Below are 22,701 nucleotides of genomic sequence, written 5' to 3' on the forward strand. Positions count from 1 at the left end.
TGCCTATGTTTAAGCCTTGTTTATCGGCTTTGCTTCTCGCCTGTTTCACGATTGCCTACAGCCTCATCGGCAACGCGTCGACTGTCAAAGCCTGTCCCGCACAGCCATTCGGTCTGCTCCAGGCCATGCCACTAGAGATACGCGTTATACAACCCGCCGCCTGAACGCCTACAGTGAAGTTACCCCTGCCGCACAGTACACCCGGGAGGCATGAGAGGCATGATGAGAGGTACCTAATGACGGAGCATTCTAACCGCGAGACGCCAGACACCGAGCCTTCGCAGCGGCTGCTCGCCATCGTTGAAGAGATGGCCCGCGAATTGCAGCCGGACCGGACTGCACCACGCTCCCCGTCATTGCAGTCGCGGCTGGACCGGGATCTCGGCCTGGATAGCCTGGCCCGCTCAGAGCTGCTGCTGCGCATCGAACACGCCTTCGACGTCAAGCTACCCGAAGAGACCCTGATGGCGGAGACACCCGCCGCACTGCTCGAGGCGCTGCAAAGAGCCAGGGGTACCGTAACCACCGCGCGTGTCTCCCCCGTCGATCCAGCAGCGGAGATAACGCAAGCAGCAGCCAATACCACCCCTGCCACCCCGCTGGCACCGGTGGAGGGCGAGCCGGAAAGCGCCGAGACGCTGAATGCGGCCATGGACTGGCACCTGGAGCGCCACCCCGAGCGTCCACATTTGTTCATCTACGGCGATGATGACCACCCCCGGACGCTGAGCTACGGTGAACTCGACCGGGGCGGCCGAGACATCGCCGCGGCGCTGCTGGCCCGGGGCGTCGAGGCCGGCGACCGGGTCGCCCTGATGCTGCCGACGTCACCGGATTACTTCATCGCCTTCCTGGGGATCCTTCGCGTCGGTGCGGTACCCGTACCCATCTACCCGCCGGCACGGCCGGCACAGCTCGAGGAGCACCTGCGGCGCCATGGTCGAATCCTGACCAACGCCGGGGCCGAGATTCTTGTCACCGTCCCCGAGGCGCGACGTGTCGCCCACCTGCTGCGCGCAGACGCGCCGCATCTCGAAGCCATCGTGACGGTGGCGGAGCTCTGCGACGGAGTGGACACCGCGGCCGCGGCGACTCCTCAAGGGGAGAACCTTGCGTTACTGCAGTACACCTCAGGCAGTACCGGCGATCCCAAGGGGGTCATGCTGACCCATGCGCAGCTGCTGGCCAACATCCGCGCCATGGGCAAGCGGCTGGAAGCCACGCCCGAGGACGTGTTCGTCAGCTGGTTGCCGCTCTACCATGACATGGGGCTGATCGCGGCCTGGCTCGCCAGCCTCTATTACGCCATCCCGCTGGTGGTGATGTCGCCGCTCTCGTTCCTGTCGCATCCGCTGCGCTGGCTCGAGCTGATCCAGCGCCACCGGGGCACGATCGCCGGGTCGCCCAATTTCGGCTACGAACTCTGCCTTCGGGCAGCACGCCCGGAACAGCTGGAGGCGCTGGACCTGAGCAGTTGGCGCATCGCCTTCAACGGTGCCGAGCCGGTCAGCGCTCGCACCTTCGAGCGTTTTGCCGAGGCGCTGGCGCCCTGCGGGCTGCGCCAGGAGGCCCTGATGCCGGTATACGGGCTGGCCGAGGCCGCCGTCGGGCTCTGCGTGGCCGCGCCCGGCCGCGGCGTGGTTCTCGACGCCGTCAACCGCGAGGTCTTCGCCACCACCGGGGAGGCCCGGCCGGAACCGGATCCCGAAGCCGCCCAGACCTTCGTCAACTGCGGCCCGCCCCTGCCCGGCTACTCGGTTCGTATCGTCGGCCCGCAGGGGGAGGCGCTGGCCGAGCGCCATGAAGGCGACATCGAATTTCGCGGCCCATCGGCCACGGAAGGCTACTTCAATAACGCCGAGGAGAGCCGCAAGCTGTACCACGGTGAGTGGCTGCGCACCGGGGACAGGGGCTATCTCGCCGATGGTGACATCCACCTCAGTGGCCGGCGAAAGGATGTCCTGGTTCGCGGTGGGCGCAACATCTATCCCTACGATCTCGAGGAGGCCATCGGCGGTCTCGAGGGAGTCAGAAAGGGCTGCGTGGCGGTATTCGGCAATCCCAATGCCGAAAGCGGCATCGAGGAACTGGTCGTGGTGGCCGAGACCCATGTCGACGTCGCGGTGCAGCGCGAGGCCATCACCCACGAGATCGCCAGCGTGACGGTGGATATCGTCAATCTCCCACCCGATGACATACGCCTGGTACCGCCCCATAGCGTACTGAAGACCTCGAGCGGCAAGATTCGTCGTGGGGCCACAGCAGAGCACTATCGCAGTGGGCATCTGGGAAAGGGCCAGGCGCCCGTATGGCGCCAGGTTACCGAACTGGCGCTACGCTCGGCCTTCCAGCGCTGGCGCCATGGCACCGCCCGTGCCGTCGAATGGCTCTATGCCGGCTATGCCTGGAGCATCTTCGCCATCGCCATGGTCCTGGTGGCCCTGCTCGCACTGCCCCAGCCACGGCTCGCCTGGCGCTGGCGAGTGGCCCACCATATTGCCCGCGGCACTGCGCTGTTGACAGCTATCCGTATCCGAGGAGAGGGCCTGGCCCGCTTTCCCCACCGCGAGCCCTGCGTGCTGGTAGCCAATCACGCCAGCTACCTGGATGCGCTGATTCTTACGGCAGTGTTCCCCTGCAGCTTTCGCTACCTGGCCAAGGCAGAACTCCGCCAGCCGTTTCTGACACGATTCCTACTCCAGCGCATGGGCGTACTGTTCGTCGAGCGCGACAATACCCGCGAGGCCAGCCACACCACCGAGAAGGTTCTTCAAACCGCCCGGGAAGGCGCCTCACCGGCATTCTTTCCCGAAGGGACATTTCGCCCCGAACCCGGTGTACAAGAATTCCATATGGGCGCCTTCGTCTCGGCGGCCAAGGCCCAGGTGCCGGTGGTACCGGTGGCCATTCGAGGCAGCCGCATGCTGCTGCGCGGCAAGGAGTGGCTGCCTCACCCCGGGGAGGTGAGTGTCGTAGTCGGTATCCCGCTACAGCCCCGCAGCCCGGACTGGTCCGAAGCGGTCAGGCTACGCAATGAGGCCCGCGCGTTCATCGTGGCGGAATCCGGCGAACCAGACCTCGACACCAGCCGGACTTGATGCTCATCGACTGCGAATCTCGACAGGCTCCTAAACGCATCGATAGGCTAATGAGCACAAAAGATAGAGAGGAGGTCACAATGTACAAATTAGCGTTCTACGTCCCCGTCGAGGACGCCGAGGCCGTCAAGGAAGCCGTGTTCGCGACTGGTGCCGGTCGAATCGGCAACTACGAGGCGTGCTGCTTCCAGACGCCGGGCACCGGGCAGTTTCGCCCCCTGGACGGTGCCAACCCACATCTCGGCCGGATCGGCGAGCTTGAGCATGTAGAGGAGCTAAAGGTGGAGCTGGTCTGCGAGGATGACCTCATTGGGGAAGCGGTAGATGCGCTGAGAGCTGCTCATCCCTATGAGGAACCCGCCTTTGATGTGTGGAAGCTGGAAACGCCCTGAAGCGCAAGCGCCACCGGGGGACAGACCCACTGCGGCACTTGCGGCCTCCAGTTCAGCGGATGAAGCCTAGCTGGCGCGGCAGGAACAGCGACAGTTCAGGCACAAAGGTGGTAATCAGCATCACCGGAATACCCACCACGGCAATCAGCATCAGCGCTGGCGAGAAGGTCTTGTGGATCGACACCCGACCGATACGACAGGCCATGTAGAGGATCGGCGCCACCGGCGGGCTGTTGGCACCAATCACCACCGAACAAGCGACGATGGCGGCATAGTGCACCGGGTCGACGCCGGTCTGTACCATCAGCGGCAGGAACAGCGGCGCGATGACCACCGTCACCGAGACGTCGTCGAGCATGGCCCCGGCGAGAATCAGGAAGATGTTCACCGTGATCAGGATCAGCAGCGGGTCGCTGATCAGCAGAGTGATCATCTCGGTGAGCTCTTGGGGTACCCGCTCGGCGGCCAGTATTCGCCCGATCATGAAGGAGAATAGCAGGATCAGGATGATCGAGCCGGTGGTCTCCGAGGCGGCGATCACGCTACGATAGAAGCTCATCAGCGACTGGTCACGGTAGACCAGAAAACCGATGACGATGGCTGCAAAGGCCGCCACCGCCGCCGCCTCGGTGGGCGTGAAGACCCCACCGTAGATGCCACCGAGAATGATCACCGGCAGACACAGCGCCGGAAAGGCGTTGAGGCTGGCGCGGGTGCGCGTGACAGGCTCGGCCCCGGTGAGGCTCTTCTGACCCGCCACCTCCTTGAACAACCGCCCGCAAACGAAGCGATTGACCAAGATCAGCCCGATGATCAGCAGCAGTGCCGGACCCACTGTAGCGGCAAACAGCGCTGCCACCGATTGCCGTGTGACCACTGCAAACAGAATCATGGTGATCGACGGCGGAATCAGGATGCCCAGCAGCGACGAGATGCCCAGCAGCGCGGAAGAGTAGCCGCGCGGATAGCCACGCTGCTCCAGAGGCCCGATCATGATGGTGCCGATCGACGCAACCGCCGCGGTGGCAGTCCCGGCAATGGCGCCGAAGATGCCCGAGGCCAGCACCAGCGAGGCCCCCATCCCCCCACGCCGTTTGCCCACCAGGGTTTCGATGAACACCACCAGTCGCGCGGCGATGCCACCACTTTGCATTAGATAACCAGTCAGCACGAACAGCGGCAGTGCGATCAAAATCACCGAATCCACCGAGCGGAAGCCCTGCATCATCAAGGTATTGAAATTGGCGTCGTAGACGAACGCCAGGTATGCCAGCACCCCGGCAAAAGACCAGGCGATGGGCACACCCAGCCCCATCAGCACCAGCAGCAGAAGAATCGCAAACAAACCTTCCATTACCGCTCTCCTTCCGCTTCCAACCGGGGCCCGCGCGATACGTCTTGGAACACGCGAATACCAACGAGCACATCGCGCAGCGCGTAGCAAAAACAGCCAACGCTCGCGACCATGATCGACGCCTGAGAAATCCACAGCGGAATGGCCAGCTCCGGGGTGCGCTGCGGGCGAACCAGCCCCCAGGCGAGCATCCGGTAGGCCCAGTAGACGAAGCAGGCGCAGATCACCGCCACGATCACCGACACCAGAACCTTGTGCAGCGCGCGAATGCGCGAATCACGGATCTGCAACTCGAGAAAGTCCACCACTAGGTGCTCATTCTTGCGACTGGCGATCAATGCACCGGTCATGTACAGCCACATTCCGGCCAGCATGACCAGCTCCAGGGTACCGACCAGCGACCAACCGAATACATAGCGCGCCAGGATCAGGAAGATCATCAGGCCCACGACCAGCAAGCTTGCGACAAAGGCAATAAAGTTGAGCAGTCCGCCGACCGCCCGGTCCAGCCCGGCCAGAAATATCGTCATGGTAAAGCCCCCACACCGGGCAGGCCGACCCGGGTCCGAGCCGACCTGCGTTGACATCTAGTCACCAGCACCGCTCAGAGCGGCGTGGCATTGGTGCGGATTACATCCATGATCTCTTGGCCGATTTCACGATCCATCAGCGGCCACACCTGCTCACGAGCACGCAGCGCGAATTCGTGAAGCTGTTCATCGGAGAGTTCGAAGTACTGCATGCCGTCTTCCTGTGCCTTGGCGATGTAATACTCATCCTGCTCCTGAGCGGCTACGAACTGCTGGTTCATGATCGCCTCGGCCGCCTCGGTCACTACCTGCTGGTGGGGTTCGCTTAGCGATTCAAAGGCATCCATGTTCATGGTCAGGATGCCGGTCATGAAGAAGTGCTTGGTGTGAACGTAGTAATCGAGAATGTCGCGGAAGTACTCGTAAGGCCAGTAGATGACGTTGCCCGCCTCACCATCGACCACTCCGGTCTGCAGTGCAGTATAAACTTCGCCCCAATCAATAGCCGCAGTCTGGTAGCCCAACGCCTGCATGGTCTGCGGGGCGGGGAACACGGTCATGGTTCGCACTGCCAGGTCACCCGCCTCTTCCATGGTCAGCGCGTACTTGCCGCGGGAAGCCACACCGTTGAAGCCCTCCGGCCAGGGACCAAAGAACTTGAGGCCGATATCGGCATAGATATCACCGAGAAGCTCGTTGACCCAGCCCCCGGGGCTGTAGGCATTGAAGGCCTCCTCCCAGGAGAGCGTCATGTAGGGCGTATAAATAACCCCGATGCGGCGATCATAAGAGGTCATCGGCCAGTTGAGCATCATGTGTACGTCACCTGAAACCAGCAGGTCGAAGAGCTCCTGTTGCCCGCCCAGCTCATTCTGATAGAAGATATTGACCTTGATCTCCCCGTCGGAATTCTCCTCGATCAACTGCCCCCAGCGATCCAGGGCATCGCCGGCAGGCGAGCCCCTGGTGCCGGAATCGGTGGCCAGGCGCAGGGTGGTGGCATCGGCACTCATCGATGCTCCCATCAGGAAGATGGCGGCAGACAGGGCGGTGACGACGGGCAGGATGGTGCCCTTGTGCTCGAGTGTCATGACAGTCTCTCTTGGGTTGTTGTGTTTGGAGAGATCCTGTTTACATCCCGCCCGAACAGCGGTCAATTTACCCATCTCGGCAGTATATTTGGTAAAAAAAACCTAGAAGATAACCATCAGCGTGAAATATCTCTATCACAATACAGCATGCGACTTGAGAACCACCACGAACGGGGCGAAGCACCGAAACAGCCATCAGCAACGCTGCCGGCTCCGATGTCGCCGGCACACGCCTGCAGGTCGCAACCGGATATGGGCCACCAACGGCGCACCACCCACATCAAAAAACTGATCCAGATCATGGACATCATCACGCCGATATGCCTATCACCAATGACCTTAGTAACCACACTTGCTCATCAGGCCGAGCCAAAGTAACGCTCGCGATCCTCGGCGGTAATATCGCTGATATGCAGCGGAAAGTCGTTGCCGCCACGGTCGGCATAGAAATGGCGAAGCGTACGCTCGATGGTGGGGAAGGCCAGCTCGTCCCAGGGGATCTCGTGCTCCTCGAAAAGCGCCACTTCCAGGCTCTCGGGCCCGGCGGCAAAGCCGCCCGCCAGATCGGCCCGAAAGATCATGTAGACCTGATTGATATGGGGTAGGTTGATCAGGGTATACAGGCCGTGAATGCTGACGTCGGCGCAGGCCTCCTCGAGGGTCTCCCGTACGGCGGCCTCGACGGTGGTCTCGGCGTTCTCCATGAAGCCGGCGGGCAGGGTCCAGAAGCCCTTGCGCGGGGAGATGGCACGTCGGCACAGCAATACCTGCGAACCGCTCACCGGCAGTGTGCCGGCAACGATACGCGGATTCTGGTAATGGATGGCCCCGCAGGCATCGCACAGGTATCTTGGCCGGTCATCCCCTTCCGGAATCGCGAAACGCACGGTATGACCACAATGGCTGCAGAAGTTCATGGGGCTCCCTGGCAGGCTGACGAGCGGTGCGATACCGCCCGGCTTCGGGCTTGACGGTGGCAATGGTGGCCGGTAGAACGAATCAAACCCGATGGAAACCCCATGTTAGAGAAACTCCGCAAACGCCTGCAAGCACATACCCCGTGTCGCATGCGACTCGACATGCCGCAGGCGGCGGTGCTGTTGCCTATCGTCGACCGCCCCGAGCCGACGCTGCTCTTCACCCGCCGCGCCACCCATCTCAGCACCCACAGCGGCCAGGTCGCCTTCCCCGGCGGCAAGCGCGAGGAGGCCGACCCCGACCTGCTGTTCACCGCGCTGCGGGAATCCCGGGAGGAGATCGCCCTGCCTCCGGAGCGGGTCGAACTGCTGGGACGGCTCTCGGACGTGATATCGCTGCACGGCATCCTGGTCACGCCCTATGTCGGCCTGATTCCTCCCGACCTGCCGCTGGTGCCAGACCCCAGCGAGCTCGATGCCATCTTCGAGGTGGAACTATCACTGTTTCTCGAGGACAGGCGGCACCATACCGATGTCATCACGGTCGATGGGCGCCCTCACTATGTACCCAGCTATCATGCCGCCGGCCAGGTGATCTGGGGACTGTCGTCGATGATGCTGGTCGAGCTTCTGGCCGAGGGCTTCGGACGCCACGTGAGCCTGCTGGAGGAGCCCCCGACCGGCCGCCTGTGCTATTTTCCCGAACGACTGCTACGCACGCTGCATAGCGAGACACACACGCCCTGACCACCGCTTCCGCCACGAAGAAGAGACGCCCCGATGCACTCAGCCACCCGACCGGTCCTCGATGTCAGCGCCCTCCCCCAGCTGGTCGACGCCCTGGTCGATCAGGGCTGGTATCTTGGCCTGGGCATACTCGACACCGAGTTGTGTCACGACCTGTACCGGGAACTGATGACCCTGGCCGAAAGCGAAGCGCTCGAGTCGGCCGGCATCGGCCGAGGTCAGCAGCATACGTTGCGCCGCGATATCCGCGGCGATGCCATCCATTGGCTCGACCGCGCCAGCCTAGCCCAGCGACGCTACCTAGAGGCCATGGCCGAACTGCAACGTGAGCTCAATCAGGCGCTGTTCCTGGGGCTCTTCGAGTACGAGGCCCATTTCGCCCACTACCCGCCCGGGGCCTTCTACAAGAGGCACCTGGACAGTTTCCAAGGGCGGGCCAATCGGGTGATCTCCACGGTGGGCTACCTCAACCCCGCCTGGCCCGTCGATGGCGGCGGCGAGATGGTGATCTTCGCCGACGACGACCCGCAGCGTGAAGTGGCCCGCGTGCCGCCCGCCGCCGGCAATTTCGCCTGCTTTCTCTCCGAGAGCATTGCCCACGAGGTACTGCCGACCCGCCTGCCCCGCGCCAGCATTGCCGGGTGGTTTAGACGCAACACCTCGCTGGACGGCCTGGTGGATCCGGCACGCTGATGGCTGGCGATGACGCTGCCCGCCTGCACCAGCGCTTTGCCGCCCTGGAGGCCCACTGCGCCGAGCTAGAGGCGCACAACGCCAAGCTCGAGGAAGAAAAGCGCCACTACCAATGGCTGGCGGAGAGCACCACCGACCTTATCTCCCGCCACGCCCGCGACGGCACCTTCCTCTACGCCTCCCAAGCGTCGCGTGAGCTGATCGGCTTCGAGCCCGTGGAGCTGATCGGCGTCTCCGCCTACGACCACTTTCATCCGGCCGACCTGGCCGACCTGCTCAACAAGTCACCCCGGGTCTACTACCACGATGGCTTCTACCAACAGACCTATCGCTTCCGGGCCAAGGATGGTCGCTATGTCTGGTTCGAGACCACCAGCCGCACCCGCCGCGACCCGGCAACCGGCGAACTGCTCGATATCCTCTGCGTCTCCCGGGACGTGGGCCGGCGCATTCGCGCCGAGGCCATCCGGGAGCGCTTGGCCCGCGTGGTGGAGTCGACCACCGACTATGTACTATTTGCCGACGGGAGCGAGCGGCTCTTCTACTCCAACGAAGCCGCACGTCGGCTGCTGAGCCTTCCCCGAGAGGGGCTCGCCGCCCGGCTGGACCAGGCCTACACGCCGCCCTCAGTCGCCATCCTGCGTGACGTCGTACTCCCGGCCGTGACGCGCTACGGCTCCTGGAGCGGTGAGCTTGAGATGCCGGGGCCGCAAGGTCCGGTACCGGTGCTCAGCGTGGTACTGGCCCACCACGGCCCCGGCGCCGAACCCGATCATCTTTCGCTGCTCAATCGCGATATTGGCCTACGCAAGGCAGCCGAATCCCAGGCAAGGCGCCACCAGGAGCAGATTGCCCATGCCAATCGTCTGGCCACTACCGGTGAGCTCGCCTCCAACATCGCTCATGAACTCAACCAACCCTTGGGCGCCATCGCTAACTATGCCAGCGGCGCGCTGATTCAGCTACGCGAAAACCCCAGCCGCCCAGCAAGCGAACTGGCCCTGCCCCTCGAGCGCATCGACCAGCAGGTACAGCGGCTGGGCGAACGGCTGCGACATATTCGCACCTTCGTTCGCAAGGGCCAGACCCGCCCGCGCCCGGTGTCCCTGGGCGACGTGGTGGATGCTGCCTGCCAACTGTGCGAGTGGCAGTACCAACAGACCAGCATCACCCTCGGTATCGATTTACCGGAAACGCTGCCCCGTGTCATGGCCGACCCGATCGCACTGGAACAGGTACTGGTCAACCTGATGCTCAATGCCCTGGAGGCAAGTCGAGAGCAGCCTGCTGCCCTGCGGGTGGAGATCCGTGCACGACGCAGCGGCCACCGCGAAGTCACTTTCAGTGTCAGCGACCAGGGGCCCGGCATCTCCGTTGACGTGGCGTCGACTGTCTTCACCCCCTTCCATTCCACCCGCCCGGAAGGACTCGGCATGGGCCTCGCCATCAGCCGCTCTTTGATGGAAGCCATGGGCGGCAGCCTGGCGCTGATCGACGGTTCCGATGGCGCTACTTTTACCGGTACACTGCAGGCGGAGCCGAATCCCATCCACCGCAGTACGCCGCCCCGGAGTCAGCCGTGACCAAGCCCACTGCCGCCCCCTGTGTCGCCGTGGTAGACGACGACGAGGCGCTGCGCGATTCCCTGTCCTGGCTGCTCGATTCCGTGGGCCTGACTACCCACGCCTTCGCCGACGGAGATGCCTTCCTCGGCGCAGAACCCGACAGCTTTACTGCCGTACTGCTCGATGTGCGCATGCCCGGCCTAAGCGGCCTGCAAGTCCAGCAGCGCCTGAACGAGCGCGGCGACAGCACGCCGATCATCTTCATGACCGGACACGGCGACGTGCCCATGGCGGTAACGGCACTCAAGGCCGGTGCCTTCGACTTCATCGAAAAACCCTTCAATCATCAGCAGTTGATCGATGCCGTGCAGCAGGCCCTGGCGAAGCACCAGCAACTGCACCAGGCCAGAGCCAGACTCGAAGCCGTACAGGCCCGCTACGCCGCCCTGCGCCCCAAGGAAAGACAGATACTGGTGCATGTGGCGGAGGGCATGACCAGCCGCGAAATCGCCGAGTATCTCGATGTCAGCGCCAAGACAGTGGAGGTCTACCGGCTGCGGGCCATGAAGGCACTGGGTGCGCACAACCTGGCTGAACTGGTTCGCATCTGCGTGGCGCTGGCGCTGGTCGAGCCGCTGCCAACGAAACCTCGGCAGCGGTAGGCAGGTCGCCTCAGGCTCGCGCCGACGATCTTCCCAATATGTGTACGGTGCCGTACAGACAGTGTACCTGGCGCGCAGCGTGGTGGAACTTATGGCCTCGGGCTTTCTCGTGCGCTTATTCATGATTCAGCATGACTGCAGCCACGGGGCATTTTCCCTTCTCGCTCAGCCAATAACTGGGTCGGCCTAGCCATCGGCGTGTTGACCCTGACACCCCACGATCTACGGCGACACAGTCATGCTCTTCATCATGCGAGTTCCGGCAACCTCGATCGCCCGCGTATCGGTGGCATCGATACCCTGACCGTGCGCGAGTTCCGGGACTTGCCAAGACGACAGCAGCTCCGCTATCGCCTGTACCGGCACCCACTGGTGCTGTTTGGCCTCGGCCCGGCGTACCTGTTTCTACTGGACCATCGCCTGCCAGTGGCTTTCATGCGCGCGGGCTGGATGCCCTGGCTAAGCACCATGGGCACCAATGCGGCAATCGCCCTGCCCCGCTTACAGTACAAGCTAGATGACGAGCAGATCTGGTCCGTGGCGCTCTATATCTGCCATACCCTGGCGGACGGGCAGGACGTTGACCACCAGCATTAGTCGATGTCGAAAAAAACGGGCGCCAGGGGCGCCCGCCATCTTCCCAATCATGTTTTCCAGCCCTGAGCCCTATCGAGCGGCAAGCTCGTCATACAATCCTTCCGCGTCCGGCTCTTCCGGCTTCGCTTCAGGATCCGCTTCCGGCTCCGGCGACTGCTCCAGTGCGACAACCGCGCCATTGGGGTTTTCCAGCAGGAAGCGCAACTTCTCGTAGTTCAACGGCACCGAGACATCGTCGCTGTTGCGTTCCAGAAGCGACAAGGTTTGCATCAGAGCCGCCATGCCGTACTCCTGCTCCTCCAGTGTCTCGAAGACCTGAACATAGGGTATATCGCCATCCCAGCCGGCCTTGATCGGCTGGTTGACGATATTGACCTGCATACCCACAGGCACGCGATCGAAGATCGACTCGATATCTTCGGGGAACATGCGGATACAGCCCCGGCTGGCACGCATGCCGATGCCATCCGGATCGTTGGTCCCATGAATGAGGTAGCCCGGGATGTCCAGCAGGATGGCATGGCTACCCAGCGGATTATCCGGCCCCGGCGGCACTACGGCAGGAGCCGGTTCGCCTCTTTCGGCCGCCTCTTCACGCATGGATCGAGGAGGATACCAGGCTGGGTCCTTCAGACGCATGGTGGTCTCGGTCTTGCCCAGGGGCGTGTTATACCCCTCTCTCCCGATGCCGATCGGGTAGGTCTCGACCCGTGGCGTCTCATCACCGGAGACCGGCGGATAGTAATAGAGCCTCAGTTCAGCAATATTGATCACGATGCCTTCCCGAGCCACATGGGGCAGTATATGCCGCCCCGGGATGACCACTTCGGTACCTTCTCCAGGTAGCCATACGCTCACCTCAGGATTGGCGAGGCGGATCTCCTCGTAACCCACGTTGTGGTCACGGGCGATATCGAGTAGCGTCTCCTCCTCCCGCGCCTCGACGATGTAGTTCTCTCCAATGACATCACCCGACTCCGGCAACGGGTAGTGCCCCTTGGGCCATTCAGAGGCCGCTTCCTCGTCGGCTTCGTCGGCCACTGCAGCGACCGATATCAACAAGGCACCTGTGAACACCAGGCTCAGTAAAGCAGCCCATACCGCAGGACGGGCGTGAACCGGCGATGGCCGTGCGCTATTGCTGCCATTGTGTCTCATTCTTCGCTGCCTCTTGCGCAACCTCCACCACAGGGGTGCAAGGTCATTGAAACGTTAGTCGTCACCGTATCGACCACCTTACACTTCTACAGCAATATACCTGACACGCATCATCGACCAGGCTTCGACTGCCTGGGAAAATATCTAGAGTACGGGGGAAAACAGATAGGCACCCCGAGCGGCCACACGATGCCACAGCGGCTGCTGCTCGACCTCGTCGAGCTCCATTCGGCGAGAACGCGCAAAATCCGCCTCGAACATCGCTTCGACATCAGCCGCAAACGACGGGTCCATGACCAGCGCAGTGATTTCGAAATTCAGCCGGAAAGAACGGTTATCCAGGTTGACGGTTCCCACCGCAGCGCTGGCATCATCAACCAGGTAAGCCTTGCCGTGCAAAAAACCTTCCTGATAGCGATGGATCTCGACGCCGGCATCCAGCAGCGGCCCCAGAAAGGCATACGCCGCATAGTAGAGCAGAATATTGTCGGGCTGTTCCGGGATCAGTATCCGTACGTCCACCCCATTGATAGCCGCCAGCTTGAGCATCGACTGCACCCCTTCGTCCGGCACGAAATAGGGGCTCGAGAACCAGATTCGCTCCTGGGCGGAATGGATGGCCTGCTGAACCATCAGGCTGGCGGTCTCGAAGCGATCCGCCGGGCCGGAGGGCAGAATCAGTACCGGCGCACCCTGGCTAGAACGCACCACAGGCTCCCAGGGCAGCTCGGGCAGCTCTTCCGTGGCCCAGTGCCAGTCCTCGAGAAACACCAGCTGCATGGCCAATGCCGCAGGTCCCTCGATCTTGAGATGGGTGTCTCTCCAGGGCCCGATACCTTTTTCCCCTACCAGATACTCGTCACCGATATTAAACCCGCCGAGCCACGCCGTGGCTCCGTCGGCCACCATGACCTTGCGATGGTTGCGGAAGTTAAGTTGGAAGCGGTTCCCCGGCCCACGAGTCGAGTGAAAAGGGTGGACATTGACACCCGCCTCCTCCAGCTCCTTCACATAAGAACTCGGCAAGGCGTAGCTGCCAATCTCGTCATAGAGGAAATAGACTGCCACCCCTTCCTGCGCCTTCTCGATCAGGCGCTGCTGAAGCTGGGTGCCGATATCGTCATCCCTGACAATGTAGAACTGCACCAGCAGATATCGCTCTGCAGCCTCTATTCCGGCGAAAAGGCTCGCGAATGTCTCTTCACCGTCGATCAGCAGTGTCGTCTCGTTACCGCCCATCAGCGGCAACTTGGCCAGACGCTCCACGCCATCCAGATAGTGGTTACTTCGCGCCGACTCGACGCGATGAGATTGCAGCTCCAACAATTGGTCGGACAATGCCCGCCTGATCTCTGAATCCTCATCGCGACGAGACATCGCATAACCCTCGAACTTGTTGCGTCCGAATACCCAATAGGTAGGCACTGCCACATAGGGCACGGTATTGAGGGACACGATCCAGGCAATGGCCCCTTCTGACGTACGGCTCGACATCAGGGCTTCGACCGATGAAGCCAGGCCCACCAGGTGGGCGAGAACCATGAAGACGACGAGCTTGCTCCAGCGGCGGCGCCTGCCAGGGCCACGCTTTGATGATGTCGACACGCTGTGTTCCTTGGTGTCGTCTGCCCTTTCCTCCGGCTGCCCGGCATCGCGGCTTCCCTGCATGGGGTGGCTCTCCCTCAATGGCGTTGCTACTCCTTAGACCCACGACGCCAGGCCATATCGCCCACCGTCAGGATTCTCGGCTCGACATCAATACCGCTTTCGTGTCTCGGGCCTGGTGTCGGGACCATAGTATCAGTGCGACACCGCCAATGATCATCGGCATGGTCAGCAGCATACCCATGGTCACCCAGTCGAAGGCGATAAAGCCGATATGCGGATCGGGCAGGCGCACAAACTCGACGGCAAAGCGGAACGTCCCATACAGCAACAGAAACATGCCGGAGATCAAGCCACGGCGGCGTGGCTGGCTCGACAACCACCAGAGCACCACGAACAGCACGACCCCCTCCAGCACGAATTCGTAGAGTGCCGACGGATGACGCGGCTCCGGCCCCATGTGGGGAAACGGCATAGCCCAGGGCAGTTCGCTGACCCTGCCCGGCAGCTCGTGATTGATAAAGTTGCCAATACGTCCGGCTCCCAGGCCAATTGGCACCAGAGGAGCAATAAAGTCGGTCAGTTGGAAGAAGGCCAGGCGCTTCTTGCGAGCAAACAGCAACGCTGCCAGAAGCACCCCGATCAAGCCACCGTGGAAGCTCATGCCGCCGTCCCAGATGCTGAACAACCACAGCGGATTGGCAAAAAACTGATCCATGCCGTAGAACAGCACATAACCCAGGCGCCCACCAGCAACGACACCGATGGCCGCATAGAAGAGCAGATCGCCGATATCGTCGTGGCTCAATCCCAGGCGATGGGCGCGGTAGCGCCCCAGCAGCCAGGCGGCAACGAAGCCGACGACGTACATCAGGCCATACCAGTGAATCTGAAGCGGTCCGATGGCGATGGCCACCGGGTCGATCTGGGGATAGTCCATCATGCGTCATCCATGTCGGTAATCAGTGTAAGCGAGGGCGTCATAGGCTTGACCACTCCCTGCCGCCATCCTCGCTGAGCAGCAGCACGCCCTGGTTGTCGGCTGCCACGAGACGCTGCGGGTCCTTGGAATCCACCGCCAGGTGGGTAAAGTAGCGCTCGCCCCAGCCGTCGCTCAGCGGCTCCCACTCCCGGGTCGCTTCATCGGCCTTGATCAGCCCCAGGCCAAGCATGAAGGCATACAGCTGGCCCCCACTCGCAACAACGACACTGACTGGGTTGCGCTGGGGATGGACCTGGCGCCAGCGCTGCCCGCCATTGGGGCTCATCAATAGCCCCGTCTGGGTAGCAGCATACAGGTGATCCGGGTCTCGACTCGAGGCCGCCAAGTCGATCAGCCCTTCCGGTACCGCGGTCTGCACTTGCCATTCATGACCCCCGTCACGACTTACCTGAAGCCGGCCGGCATAGGTACCGTAGAGTACGTCGGGGTCAGCCTCGCTGACCGTCATCTGATGGAAGTCGACCGGCCCATTGGCGCCAGCGGAACGCTGCTCCCAGGAACTGCCGCCATCGAAGGAAACCATGACGCCGAGGTTACCACCGCGTGCCGGGTGTCCGCTGGCGAAGAGCACCTCGGTCTCCCGCGGGTGGGGTGAAAAGCCCATGAAATCATGGGACTCGCTGGAGACCTGGCGCGCCCTTCCGTCAGCATCGACGACATGGAAGCCATGGTGAGTCGCCAGTTGGATCCGCTGACTGTCGGAGCGGTCGAAGGCCACACCATGAATATGAGTCTTCTGGCGCAACTCCTCGAGGCTGACGCCTTCGGGCTCACCGGAGCAGCCGGTGAGTGGCAGTGCCAGCAGCAGGGGCAGGATAAAACGATAGTGTGTCATATGCATTGACTCGTTGCTTCACCGGCGACCTGAAGAGTGCAGGCCGCCAGCGAATAAGTTGAAAAATCAGTGAATCCGAACCGTGGCCATCATGCCCAACTCTTCATGCTCGTTGATATGGCAGTGGAACAACCAATCGCCGGGCTCCCGAAAGACCATACGCAGGCGCAGTCGCTGGTAGGGTGCCAGATTGACGGTGTCCTTCCAGGCCATCCAGGCCATCCAGGCCATCCAGGCCATCCAGGGCGAATCCTGCCACTCCCCGTCGCCCAGGTGGCTGGCGATCATCTGGAAATGGGTGCCGTGCACGTGGAAAGGATGGTCCATGTGCGAGTTATTGAAAATCTCCCACTCCTCGACGTCACCAAGCCGGCCTTCGAAGAGCACCTCGTCCATGACGAAGGTGCGACCATGGATCAGCGTGATGTCGAAATCATCCCCTTCCCGTACTTCGATCAGGGGGGCCACCTTGTGATTGTACAGCCACAGCAGGGCCTGCCGGTCTTCGCCCAGCGCAACCTCACTGGGCGCTGCCGTCAGAGCGCTGCGGAACAGGCCGGAGCGATCGCTCAGGTTGATGATTAGAGGCAATGGCTGAAGCGACTGCCCGTCGGGCAGGGCCGAGGGGGAGAGCAGTGAAGGATTGGCGTAACCACCATGGCGACTCGCCATGGCATAGGTGAACAGGCCTGAAGTCGAAAGAGCCAGCCCGCCCAGTGTGGAATGGAGCGGAAAGTTACGACGCTTCATGGAATCGGTTTCCTCATTATTTGAACAGCGACCACCACCCGCTTCGGGCGGGAGATTGGGTCAGGGAAGTCTGTTCAAACGCGAGGAGGGCGATCGAGTCGATCGCTGGGGGACGAGGGCCAAGATTGGAAAGACCTCGGTCGCGGTGGCGCCGATGCAGCGGACATGCCGGCGGCCTGAGGCACCAGGGCGGCACAGAACCCGGCCGATGAACAACTCAGCGATTGGCGCTCATGATCCTCCGTCGCCGCTTCGGCGACATGGCTTGCTGGGGCCGGCTCTAGCGCGCTCATGCTGAAACAGGCTTCATCATGACCATAATGAGAAACACCCGCCACGGCGCCCATGGGTATCACCAGAGTGATAGCCAGCAGGAAAAGCAGCCAGGTCGCGATGGAACGGGTCATTTGCGTCGCTTTATTGCCGTAAGGATCTAACCTGGGACGGAGTATTTCACGCAGCCAAGGCAGCCGGCAACCCATGGGGCGGATAGATTTTCCTGATCTGGCTCATTTGACATGCATCAAGTGTGCTGGCGCATTAATGTTCTATGGTGTGAGTAGGATACACCTCAGGAGTCCCATTCATGGCTGAGCAGGAAGCGACCACAGCATGCCAGACCCTGCCCGTTGCGGCATGGCAGCGCCATGGACTATTGGTACTCCTGTGCCTGACATTGCTGCTCTTCGCCTATGGAGCGGCGGCGCATGTCACTCTTTCTCCCGAGACACACCATGGCGCTACCGGCCATGTACATGACGCGGTACCGACTACCGCCTTCGTCGGCGACCCTCATCGGGGACCGCGCTGTCATGCCGACCATGCCCCCCTCGTGACCCATACACTCCTGCGCACCGAACGCCAGGATATCGAACATGGCGTGGCGCTTTGCAGTTTGGCTCAGTTGGCCCCTCCTGCTGTCCTCATCATTTCGGGTACGCCGCATGGCCGACCTGATTCCAACGCCCTACCTATCTATCTGCTGACACAGCGCCTGCGCCACTGAGCTTTCAGGCCTGAGGCAAGCGCCTCCTCTCCCCCTTTGCGGTCCCGGTGATGTCCCCTAGGACAGTCATCCTTTCAATAGCAGTTGCAGGGCTAAAAGCCTTCAGGAGAACGATCATGACACTTCGCAAGCACGCTATTGCCATGGGCCTAGCCCTGGCCGTCGGTATTTCCGTTCCCGCTCTGGCTCTCGCCCAAGGCATGGACCAGAACCAAGACTCCATGATGGGTAGCGGCCAGGGTGGCATGGGCCCAGGCATGATGATGGGTGGCGGCCAGGGCGGCATGGGCCCTGGCATGATGATCGGTGGCGGTCAGAGCGGCATGGGCCCAGGCATGATGATGGGTGGCGGTCAGAGCGGCATGGGTCCAGGCATGATGATGGGTGGCGGCATGATGCCCTGCCCGATGATGGGCAGCGGTAAAGGCATGATGAGCATGCTTGATCCCGATCAGCGCAGCGAAATGCGTGGGCTGATGCAGGAGCACCGCCCTGCCCAGTTCGAACGTATGGGTCGCCTGATGAACCTGCGCGATGACCTGATGGCAGAAATGCACGAGGAGCGGCCCGATCCCGATGAAGTACAGGCTCTACATGGACGGATGGCTGAATTGCATGGGGCAATGATGGCCGAGATGGTGCGTATGCGTAACGCCATGCACGATCTCATGACCGATGAGCAGCGGGAACAGCTGCAGCAAACCACGCCCGAGGCCGACGATCCGGACGATCATGCCGTCCACCACTGACCGGCATTGCTGAGTTGACGCCATGGCGGGAGGCCAGATAGGGCTGCCCGCTCGACGCCACCCGCTAGAGGTAATGCAATGACGGACACGAGCATGAAACAGATAACCCTGACGGTGCCTGGCATGGGCAGCGATCACTGCGCCGGTATTGTTCGCGAAACGATCGAGCGAATGGACGGCGTGGAAGAGATCCAGACCAATATTGCCAGCCACCGGGTACGCGTCAGTGTCGACGAGGACAACGGCCCCGATGGCGAAGCGCTCAAGCAGGCAATCGAAGGCGCCGGTTACGACGTCAAGGCCATTCGCGGCGGTGCCACCCAACGCAAGATCCGCCTCAACGTCCCGGGCATGGGCTCGGATCATTGCGCCGGCATCGTACGCAAGACACTGGAGCGCCTGGAAGGAGTCGAAGACGTCCAGACCAATATCGCCAGTCACCGGGTCACCGTCACGCTGGGCAAGGGCGGCCCCGGTGGCGACGCCCTGAAGCAGGCCATCGAGGGAGCCGGGTATGACGTCAAGGGCGTTCATGACGAGAGCGACGTAGAGGGCGATGACGATAGCCAGATCGAGAAGGACTATCTTCAGGAAGCACGCAAGCGGCTGATCATCGCGGCGGTTCCCACCACCCTGATCATGATCCTGATGATGCCGCACATGTTCTGGCAGCCGATTCCCGGTTACCTGGCCATCATTGCCGTGCTCGCCTTTCCAGTGGTCTTCCTCTACGGCGGAGCGGCAACCCACAAGGCCTCGTGGCGCTCGCTGAAAAACGGCACTTTCAACATGGACGTGCTGATTTCCATGGGCAGCCTGCCCCCCTACCTGCTGGGGCTGCTCGGCTTCTTCTTTCCCATGACCTCCTTTATCGAGATGGCGGCCACGATTATGACCTTCCATCTCGTGGGTCGCTATCTGGAGGCAATGGCAAAAGGCCGGGCTTCCGAAGCGATTCGCCGCATGATGGACATGAGCGCCAAGACCGCCCGGGTCGATCGCGACGGTGAAGAGGTGGAAGTCTCCGTAAAAGAGCTGGAAGCCGGCGATATCATGATCGTTCGCCCCGGCGACAAGATTCCCACCGACGGCAAGGTGGTGGAAGGCGAGAGTCACCTCGACGAATCCATCGCCACCGGCGAATCGGTGCCGGTCTACAAGAGCGAGGGCGACAGCGTCATCGGCGCCACCATCAACAAGGAGGGGCGATTGCGAGTCGAGGCCACCCGGGTGGGCGGCGATACCTTCCTGTCTCAGGTGGTCAAGCTGATCGATGAGGCCCAGGGCTCCCGGGTGCCGATCCAGGAGTTCGCCGATCGCATGACCGGCCGATTCGTACCGGCAGTCCTGGTGATCGCCTTGGTCAGTTTCCTGGCCTGGCTACTCGCGGGCGATGCCCTGCGACCGATCCTTGAATGGGGCGCCAACTTCCTGCCCTGGGTCGATCCGACAGCCTCCACGCCAATCCTCGCCATTTTGGCTGCCATTGCCGTACTGGTCATCGCCTGTCCCTGCGCCCTGGGCCTTGCCACCCCCACGGCGCTGATGGTGGGCTCCGGCATCGGCGCCGAGCGCGGCATCCTGATCCGCTCGGGTGAGGCGATCCAGACCTTCAAGGACATCAAGGTGATCGTGCTCGACAAGACCGGCACCATCACCCGCGGCGAACCGAAGCTCACCGATGTCGTTCCCGTCGAAGGGGTAGAAGAGAAGCGACTCCTGACCTTGGCGGCAAGCGTTGAAGACGCTTCGGAGCACCCCATTGCGAGAGCCATCGTGGACGGGGCCAAGGAGCGCGATGTAACACCCGAACAGGTCAGCGACTTCAAGTCCACCGGTGCACGAGGCGTATCCGGCAAGGTGGGTGACGAAAAGGTATTGATTGGTAATCAAAAGTTACTGGAAGAAGAAGGCATAAGCGGCCTCGAGGCGCTGGTAAAGACCAAGCAGCAACTCGAGGAGAAGGGGCGCACGGTTGTCATCGTGGCTGCCGACGGCCAAGCGGTGGGTCTTGTGGCCGTAGCCGACACACTGAAGGAGAAGTCCAAGGACGCCATTCGCGGGATGCATGACCTTGGGCTGCATGTGGTGATGATCACCGGCGACAACGAACGCGCCGCCCGCGCCGTGGCAGATGAAGTGGGCATCGACGAAGTGCAAGCCGAGGTGCTTCCCGATGGCAAGGTGGACGCCATCAAGAAGCTTCAAGAAAAGCACGGTGATCATGTCGCCATGGTCGGCGACGGCATCAACGATGCCCCCGCGCTGAAGCAGGCCAACGTGGGTATTGCCATCGGTGCCGGTGCCGATGTCGCTATCGAGGCTGCCGATGTGACCCTGGTGCGCGGCGAACTGACAGCCGTGGTGGATGCCATGCATCTCTCCAAGGCGACCTTCGGCAAGATCGTACAGAACCTGGTCTGGGCCAGCGGCTACAACCTGGCCGCCATCCCCATCGCCGCCACTGGCCTGCTGCACCCCATGATCGGTGTCATCGCCATGACGGCCAGTTCACTTTCGGTAATCGGTAACTCGCTGCTGCTCAAGCGGCGCTATGCGAGAGAACAACCCTCAGGAGACCACGCATGACTCGAACTCACCTGCCCAACCAGCGTGCCCAAGAAGATCCAACAAAAGATGCTGTCGCACAACCAAACAGCGAGCCGGATAAAACGTCGGATAAAGACGAGCATTCCAGCACCCTGCACCGCTGGATGATGACCTTCTGCCTGGTGGCGATGGGTGGCGTCCTGCTCTTTGTCATGTGGCGCGGCCAAACCCTGGGTGGCGGCACCTGGCTGCTGGTTCTGCCGATGTTGCTGTGCCTTGGCATGCATTTCCTGATGCACCGCCATGGCCACCGACATGGCGATGACTGATCGCTATGCGCTCTTTGCGCCACGTCAATGAAATAACGCGCTGGATCGGTTTCAATATAGAGGCAACACCATAAAGGGGGTCTCCATGACACGGCAGATCGATACATCACAGCACGGACGAGCAAGAGGCCGGTTCCTGGCCCTGCTGCTCGCGCTGCTGCTGGCGATGACCAGCCTGTCGAGTCATGGCGCAAGGCAGGCCGAACAGGCCGACTGCCTGCTGACGCCCCAGGCAGCGATGCAGCTCGACGCAGCCGATACGGATGATCATCGCTGCTCCGCCTGCTCGGCGCTGATGCCGTCATTCTCACTGTCTACTGTCGAGCCCGCCGTCTCGGCCACTGCGCCCGCGGTGGCCTACGTGAAGCGCACTTTCCTGCCCCCTCTGCGTCCTCCCAGAGCCTGAACGAATGCCCGACGAGCCCTCTCGGCTCGACACCCAACCATTCGTCAGGAGTGACTGACATGATGACCAACTGCCTCGCCCTGATGGGCAACATGAGCTGGCTTGGCTGGCTGATACCGCTGGCGATCCTTTCCCTGCTGGGCCTGGGTACCGCCGCCCTGCTCAAGTACCTGTTTACCTCTGCCAAGTCCGCAACCGGAGCAAGCTCATGAACCGTTCAATTACCTCACTTATGCTCTCCTCCGCCCTGCTACTGGGTGGGGCCGCCACCGCACAGGCCGCAATGCCTGACGAAGCCACGCTCTACATGAACCCGGAATGCGGCTGCTGCCACGAATACGCTCGCCAGCTGGAGGAGCGAGGCGTCGCAGTCACCGTCATCGACGATGTGGAGGTTGGCAAGATCAAGCAGCAGGTCGGATTGCCCTATGGCAAGGGGTCTTGTCACACCATCCTGATGGGTGACTATGCCATCGAGGGCCACGTACCCTTCGAGGCGGTGGAGCAACTGTTCCAGGAGCAGCCAAAAATCAGCGGTATCGGCCTCGCCGGCATGCCCATCGGATCGCCTGGCATGCCAGGACCAAAGCAGGGTGATTGGGAGGTCTACCAGTTCACCGACCAGGAGTCCATGCCCTTCATGACCCTGTAGCCCACACCACGC

Annotated in this window: 23 protein-coding genes; 14 read left to right on the forward strand and 9 right to left on the reverse strand. The window is 61.9% G+C overall.

Annotated features, from left to right (window positions below; genetic code table 11):
• Positions 1 to 236: 236 nt before the first annotated feature.
• Both DU490_RS03945 and DU490_RS03950 read left to right on the forward strand, forming a co-directional pair.
• A complete protein-coding gene (locus tag DU490_RS03945) occupies positions 237 to 3,098 on the forward strand; it encodes an AMP-binding protein (RefSeq protein WP_114573037.1) in 2,862 nt (953 codons plus the stop codon).
• Between the two features lie 80 nt (positions 3,099 to 3,178).
• On the forward strand, positions 3,179 to 3,490 hold the full coding sequence (locus DU490_RS03950) for a YqfO family protein (RefSeq protein ID WP_114573038.1): 312 nt from the start codon (positions 3,179 to 3,181) through the stop codon (positions 3,488 to 3,490).
• A 52-nt stretch (positions 3,491 to 3,542) separates the two neighbouring features.
• Here DU490_RS03950 and DU490_RS03955 read toward each other — a convergent pair whose 3' ends face one another.
• The 4 genes from DU490_RS03955 to DU490_RS03970 all read right to left on the reverse strand — a co-directional run bounded on the left by DU490_RS03955 (position 3,543) and on the right by DU490_RS03970 (position 7,382).
• Positions 3,543 to 4,844, reverse strand: a complete 1,302-nt coding sequence (locus DU490_RS03955) for a TRAP transporter large permease (RefSeq protein WP_114573039.1) — start codon at positions 4,842 to 4,844, stop codon at positions 3,543 to 3,545.
• Entirely contained in the window at positions 4,844 to 5,374 is a 531-nt protein-coding gene (locus tag DU490_RS03960; RefSeq protein ID WP_114573040.1) for a TRAP transporter small permease, read from the reverse strand. The genes DU490_RS03955 and DU490_RS03960 overlap by 1 nt, the downstream gene beginning before the upstream one ends.
• A gap of 74 nt (positions 5,375 to 5,448) precedes the next feature.
• Entirely contained in the window at positions 5,449 to 6,465 is a 1,017-nt protein-coding gene (dctP, locus tag DU490_RS03965; protein ID WP_114573041.1) for a TRAP transporter substrate-binding protein DctP, read from the reverse strand.
• A 359-nt stretch (positions 6,466 to 6,824) separates the two neighbouring features.
• Positions 6,825 to 7,382 carry an NUDIX hydrolase gene (locus DU490_RS03970; RefSeq protein WP_114573042.1) on the reverse strand — a complete coding sequence of 186 codons (558 nt, stop codon included), beginning with the start codon at positions 7,380 to 7,382 and terminating at the stop codon, positions 6,825 to 6,827.
• Between the two features lie 102 nt (positions 7,383 to 7,484).
• Between DU490_RS03970 and DU490_RS03975 the strand changes: the two genes are divergently transcribed.
• From DU490_RS03975 to DU490_RS03995, 5 genes are all read left to right on the forward strand, one after another.
• On the forward strand, positions 7,485 to 8,129 hold the full coding sequence (locus DU490_RS03975) for a CoA pyrophosphatase (protein WP_114573043.1): 645 nt from the start codon (positions 7,485 to 7,487) through the stop codon (positions 8,127 to 8,129).
• Positions 8,130 to 8,162: 33 nt separating this feature from the next.
• The gene (locus DU490_RS03980; RefSeq protein ID WP_114573044.1) at positions 8,163 to 8,822 is read left to right on the forward strand and encodes a 2OG-Fe(II) oxygenase; all 660 of its coding nucleotides are present in this window, start codon (positions 8,163 to 8,165) and stop codon (positions 8,820 to 8,822) included.
• Entirely contained in the window at positions 8,822 to 10,405 is a 1,584-nt protein-coding gene (locus tag DU490_RS03985) for an ATP-binding protein (RefSeq protein ID WP_114573045.1), read from the forward strand. Before DU490_RS03980 ends, DU490_RS03985 begins: the two co-directional genes overlap by 1 nt.
• Positions 10,402 to 11,049 (forward strand): response regulator transcription factor, encoded by a 648-nt coding sequence (locus tag DU490_RS03990; protein WP_114573046.1) that lies wholly within the window; start codon positions 10,402 to 10,404, stop codon positions 11,047 to 11,049. Before DU490_RS03985 ends, DU490_RS03990 begins: the two co-directional genes overlap by 4 nt.
• 198 nt (positions 11,050 to 11,247) lie before the next feature.
• Positions 11,248 to 11,646 carry a hypothetical protein gene (locus tag DU490_RS03995; protein ID WP_220270449.1) on the forward strand — a complete coding sequence of 133 codons (399 nt, stop codon included), beginning with the start codon at positions 11,248 to 11,250 and terminating at the stop codon, positions 11,644 to 11,646.
• Between the two features lie 69 nt (positions 11,647 to 11,715).
• Here DU490_RS03995 and DU490_RS04000 read toward each other — a convergent pair whose 3' ends face one another.
• The 5 genes from DU490_RS04000 to DU490_RS04020 form a co-directional block, all read right to left on the reverse strand.
• Positions 11,716 to 12,705 carry a L,D-transpeptidase family protein gene (locus DU490_RS04000; RefSeq protein ID WP_309485727.1) on the reverse strand — a complete coding sequence of 330 codons (990 nt, stop codon included), beginning with the start codon at positions 12,703 to 12,705 and terminating at the stop codon, positions 11,716 to 11,718.
• 243 nt (positions 12,706 to 12,948) lie between these two features.
• Entirely contained in the window at positions 12,949 to 14,346 is a 1,398-nt protein-coding gene (gene cls, locus DU490_RS04005) for a cardiolipin synthase (RefSeq protein WP_220270453.1), read from the reverse strand.
• 193 nt (positions 14,347 to 14,539) lie between these two features.
• The gene (gene lgt, locus DU490_RS04010) at positions 14,540 to 15,352 is read right to left on the reverse strand and encodes a prolipoprotein diacylglyceryl transferase (protein ID WP_114573049.1); all 813 of its coding nucleotides are present in this window, start codon (positions 15,350 to 15,352) and stop codon (positions 14,540 to 14,542) included.
• Between the two features lie 37 nt (positions 15,353 to 15,389).
• Positions 15,390 to 16,247, reverse strand: a complete 858-nt coding sequence (locus DU490_RS04015) for an exo-alpha-sialidase (RefSeq protein ID WP_114573050.1) — start codon at positions 16,245 to 16,247, stop codon at positions 15,390 to 15,392.
• A gap of 66 nt (positions 16,248 to 16,313) precedes the next feature.
• A complete protein-coding gene (locus DU490_RS04020) occupies positions 16,314 to 16,997 on the reverse strand; it encodes a multicopper oxidase domain-containing protein (protein WP_114573051.1) in 684 nt (227 codons plus the stop codon).
• Positions 16,998 to 17,583: 586 nt separating this feature from the next.
• Here DU490_RS04020 and DU490_RS16975 point away from each other — a divergent pair.
• From DU490_RS16975 to DU490_RS04050, 7 genes are all read left to right on the forward strand, one after another.
• Entirely contained in the window at positions 17,584 to 18,003 is a 420-nt protein-coding gene (locus tag DU490_RS16975) for a hypothetical protein (RefSeq protein ID WP_147270442.1), read from the forward strand.
• 116 nt (positions 18,004 to 18,119) lie between these two features.
• A complete protein-coding gene (locus DU490_RS04030) occupies positions 18,120 to 18,752 on the forward strand; it encodes a Spy/CpxP family protein refolding chaperone (protein WP_114573053.1) in 633 nt (210 codons plus the stop codon).
• A 93-nt stretch (positions 18,753 to 18,845) separates the two neighbouring features.
• Positions 18,846 to 21,341: a heavy metal translocating P-type ATPase gene (locus tag DU490_RS04035; RefSeq protein ID WP_258801253.1), complete on the forward strand. Its 2,496-nt coding sequence runs from the start codon at positions 18,846 to 18,848 to the stop codon at positions 21,339 to 21,341.
• Positions 21,338 to 21,631 (forward strand): DUF2933 domain-containing protein, encoded by a 294-nt coding sequence (locus tag DU490_RS04040; RefSeq protein WP_114573055.1) that lies wholly within the window; start codon positions 21,338 to 21,340, stop codon positions 21,629 to 21,631. Before DU490_RS04035 ends, DU490_RS04040 begins: the two co-directional genes overlap by 4 nt.
• 85 nt (positions 21,632 to 21,716) lie before the next feature.
• Positions 21,717 to 22,037, forward strand: a complete 321-nt coding sequence (locus DU490_RS04045) for a hypothetical protein (protein WP_114573056.1) — start codon at positions 21,717 to 21,719, stop codon at positions 22,035 to 22,037.
• Between the two features lie 59 nt (positions 22,038 to 22,096).
• Positions 22,097 to 22,249: a hypothetical protein gene (locus tag DU490_RS17125; RefSeq protein ID WP_181869950.1), complete on the forward strand. Its 153-nt coding sequence runs from the start codon at positions 22,097 to 22,099 to the stop codon at positions 22,247 to 22,249.
• The gene (locus DU490_RS04050) at positions 22,246 to 22,689 is read left to right on the forward strand and encodes a DUF411 domain-containing protein (protein ID WP_114573057.1); all 444 of its coding nucleotides are present in this window, start codon (positions 22,246 to 22,248) and stop codon (positions 22,687 to 22,689) included. The genes DU490_RS17125 and DU490_RS04050 overlap by 4 nt, the downstream gene beginning before the upstream one ends.
• The last annotated feature ends 12 nt before the right edge of the window (positions 22,690 to 22,701 follow it).

Origin of the sequence: Halomonas sp. DQ26W, assembly GCF_003339685.1 — a bacterium.
Lineage (GTDB): Bacteria > Pseudomonadota > Gammaproteobacteria > Pseudomonadales > Halomonadaceae > Halomonas.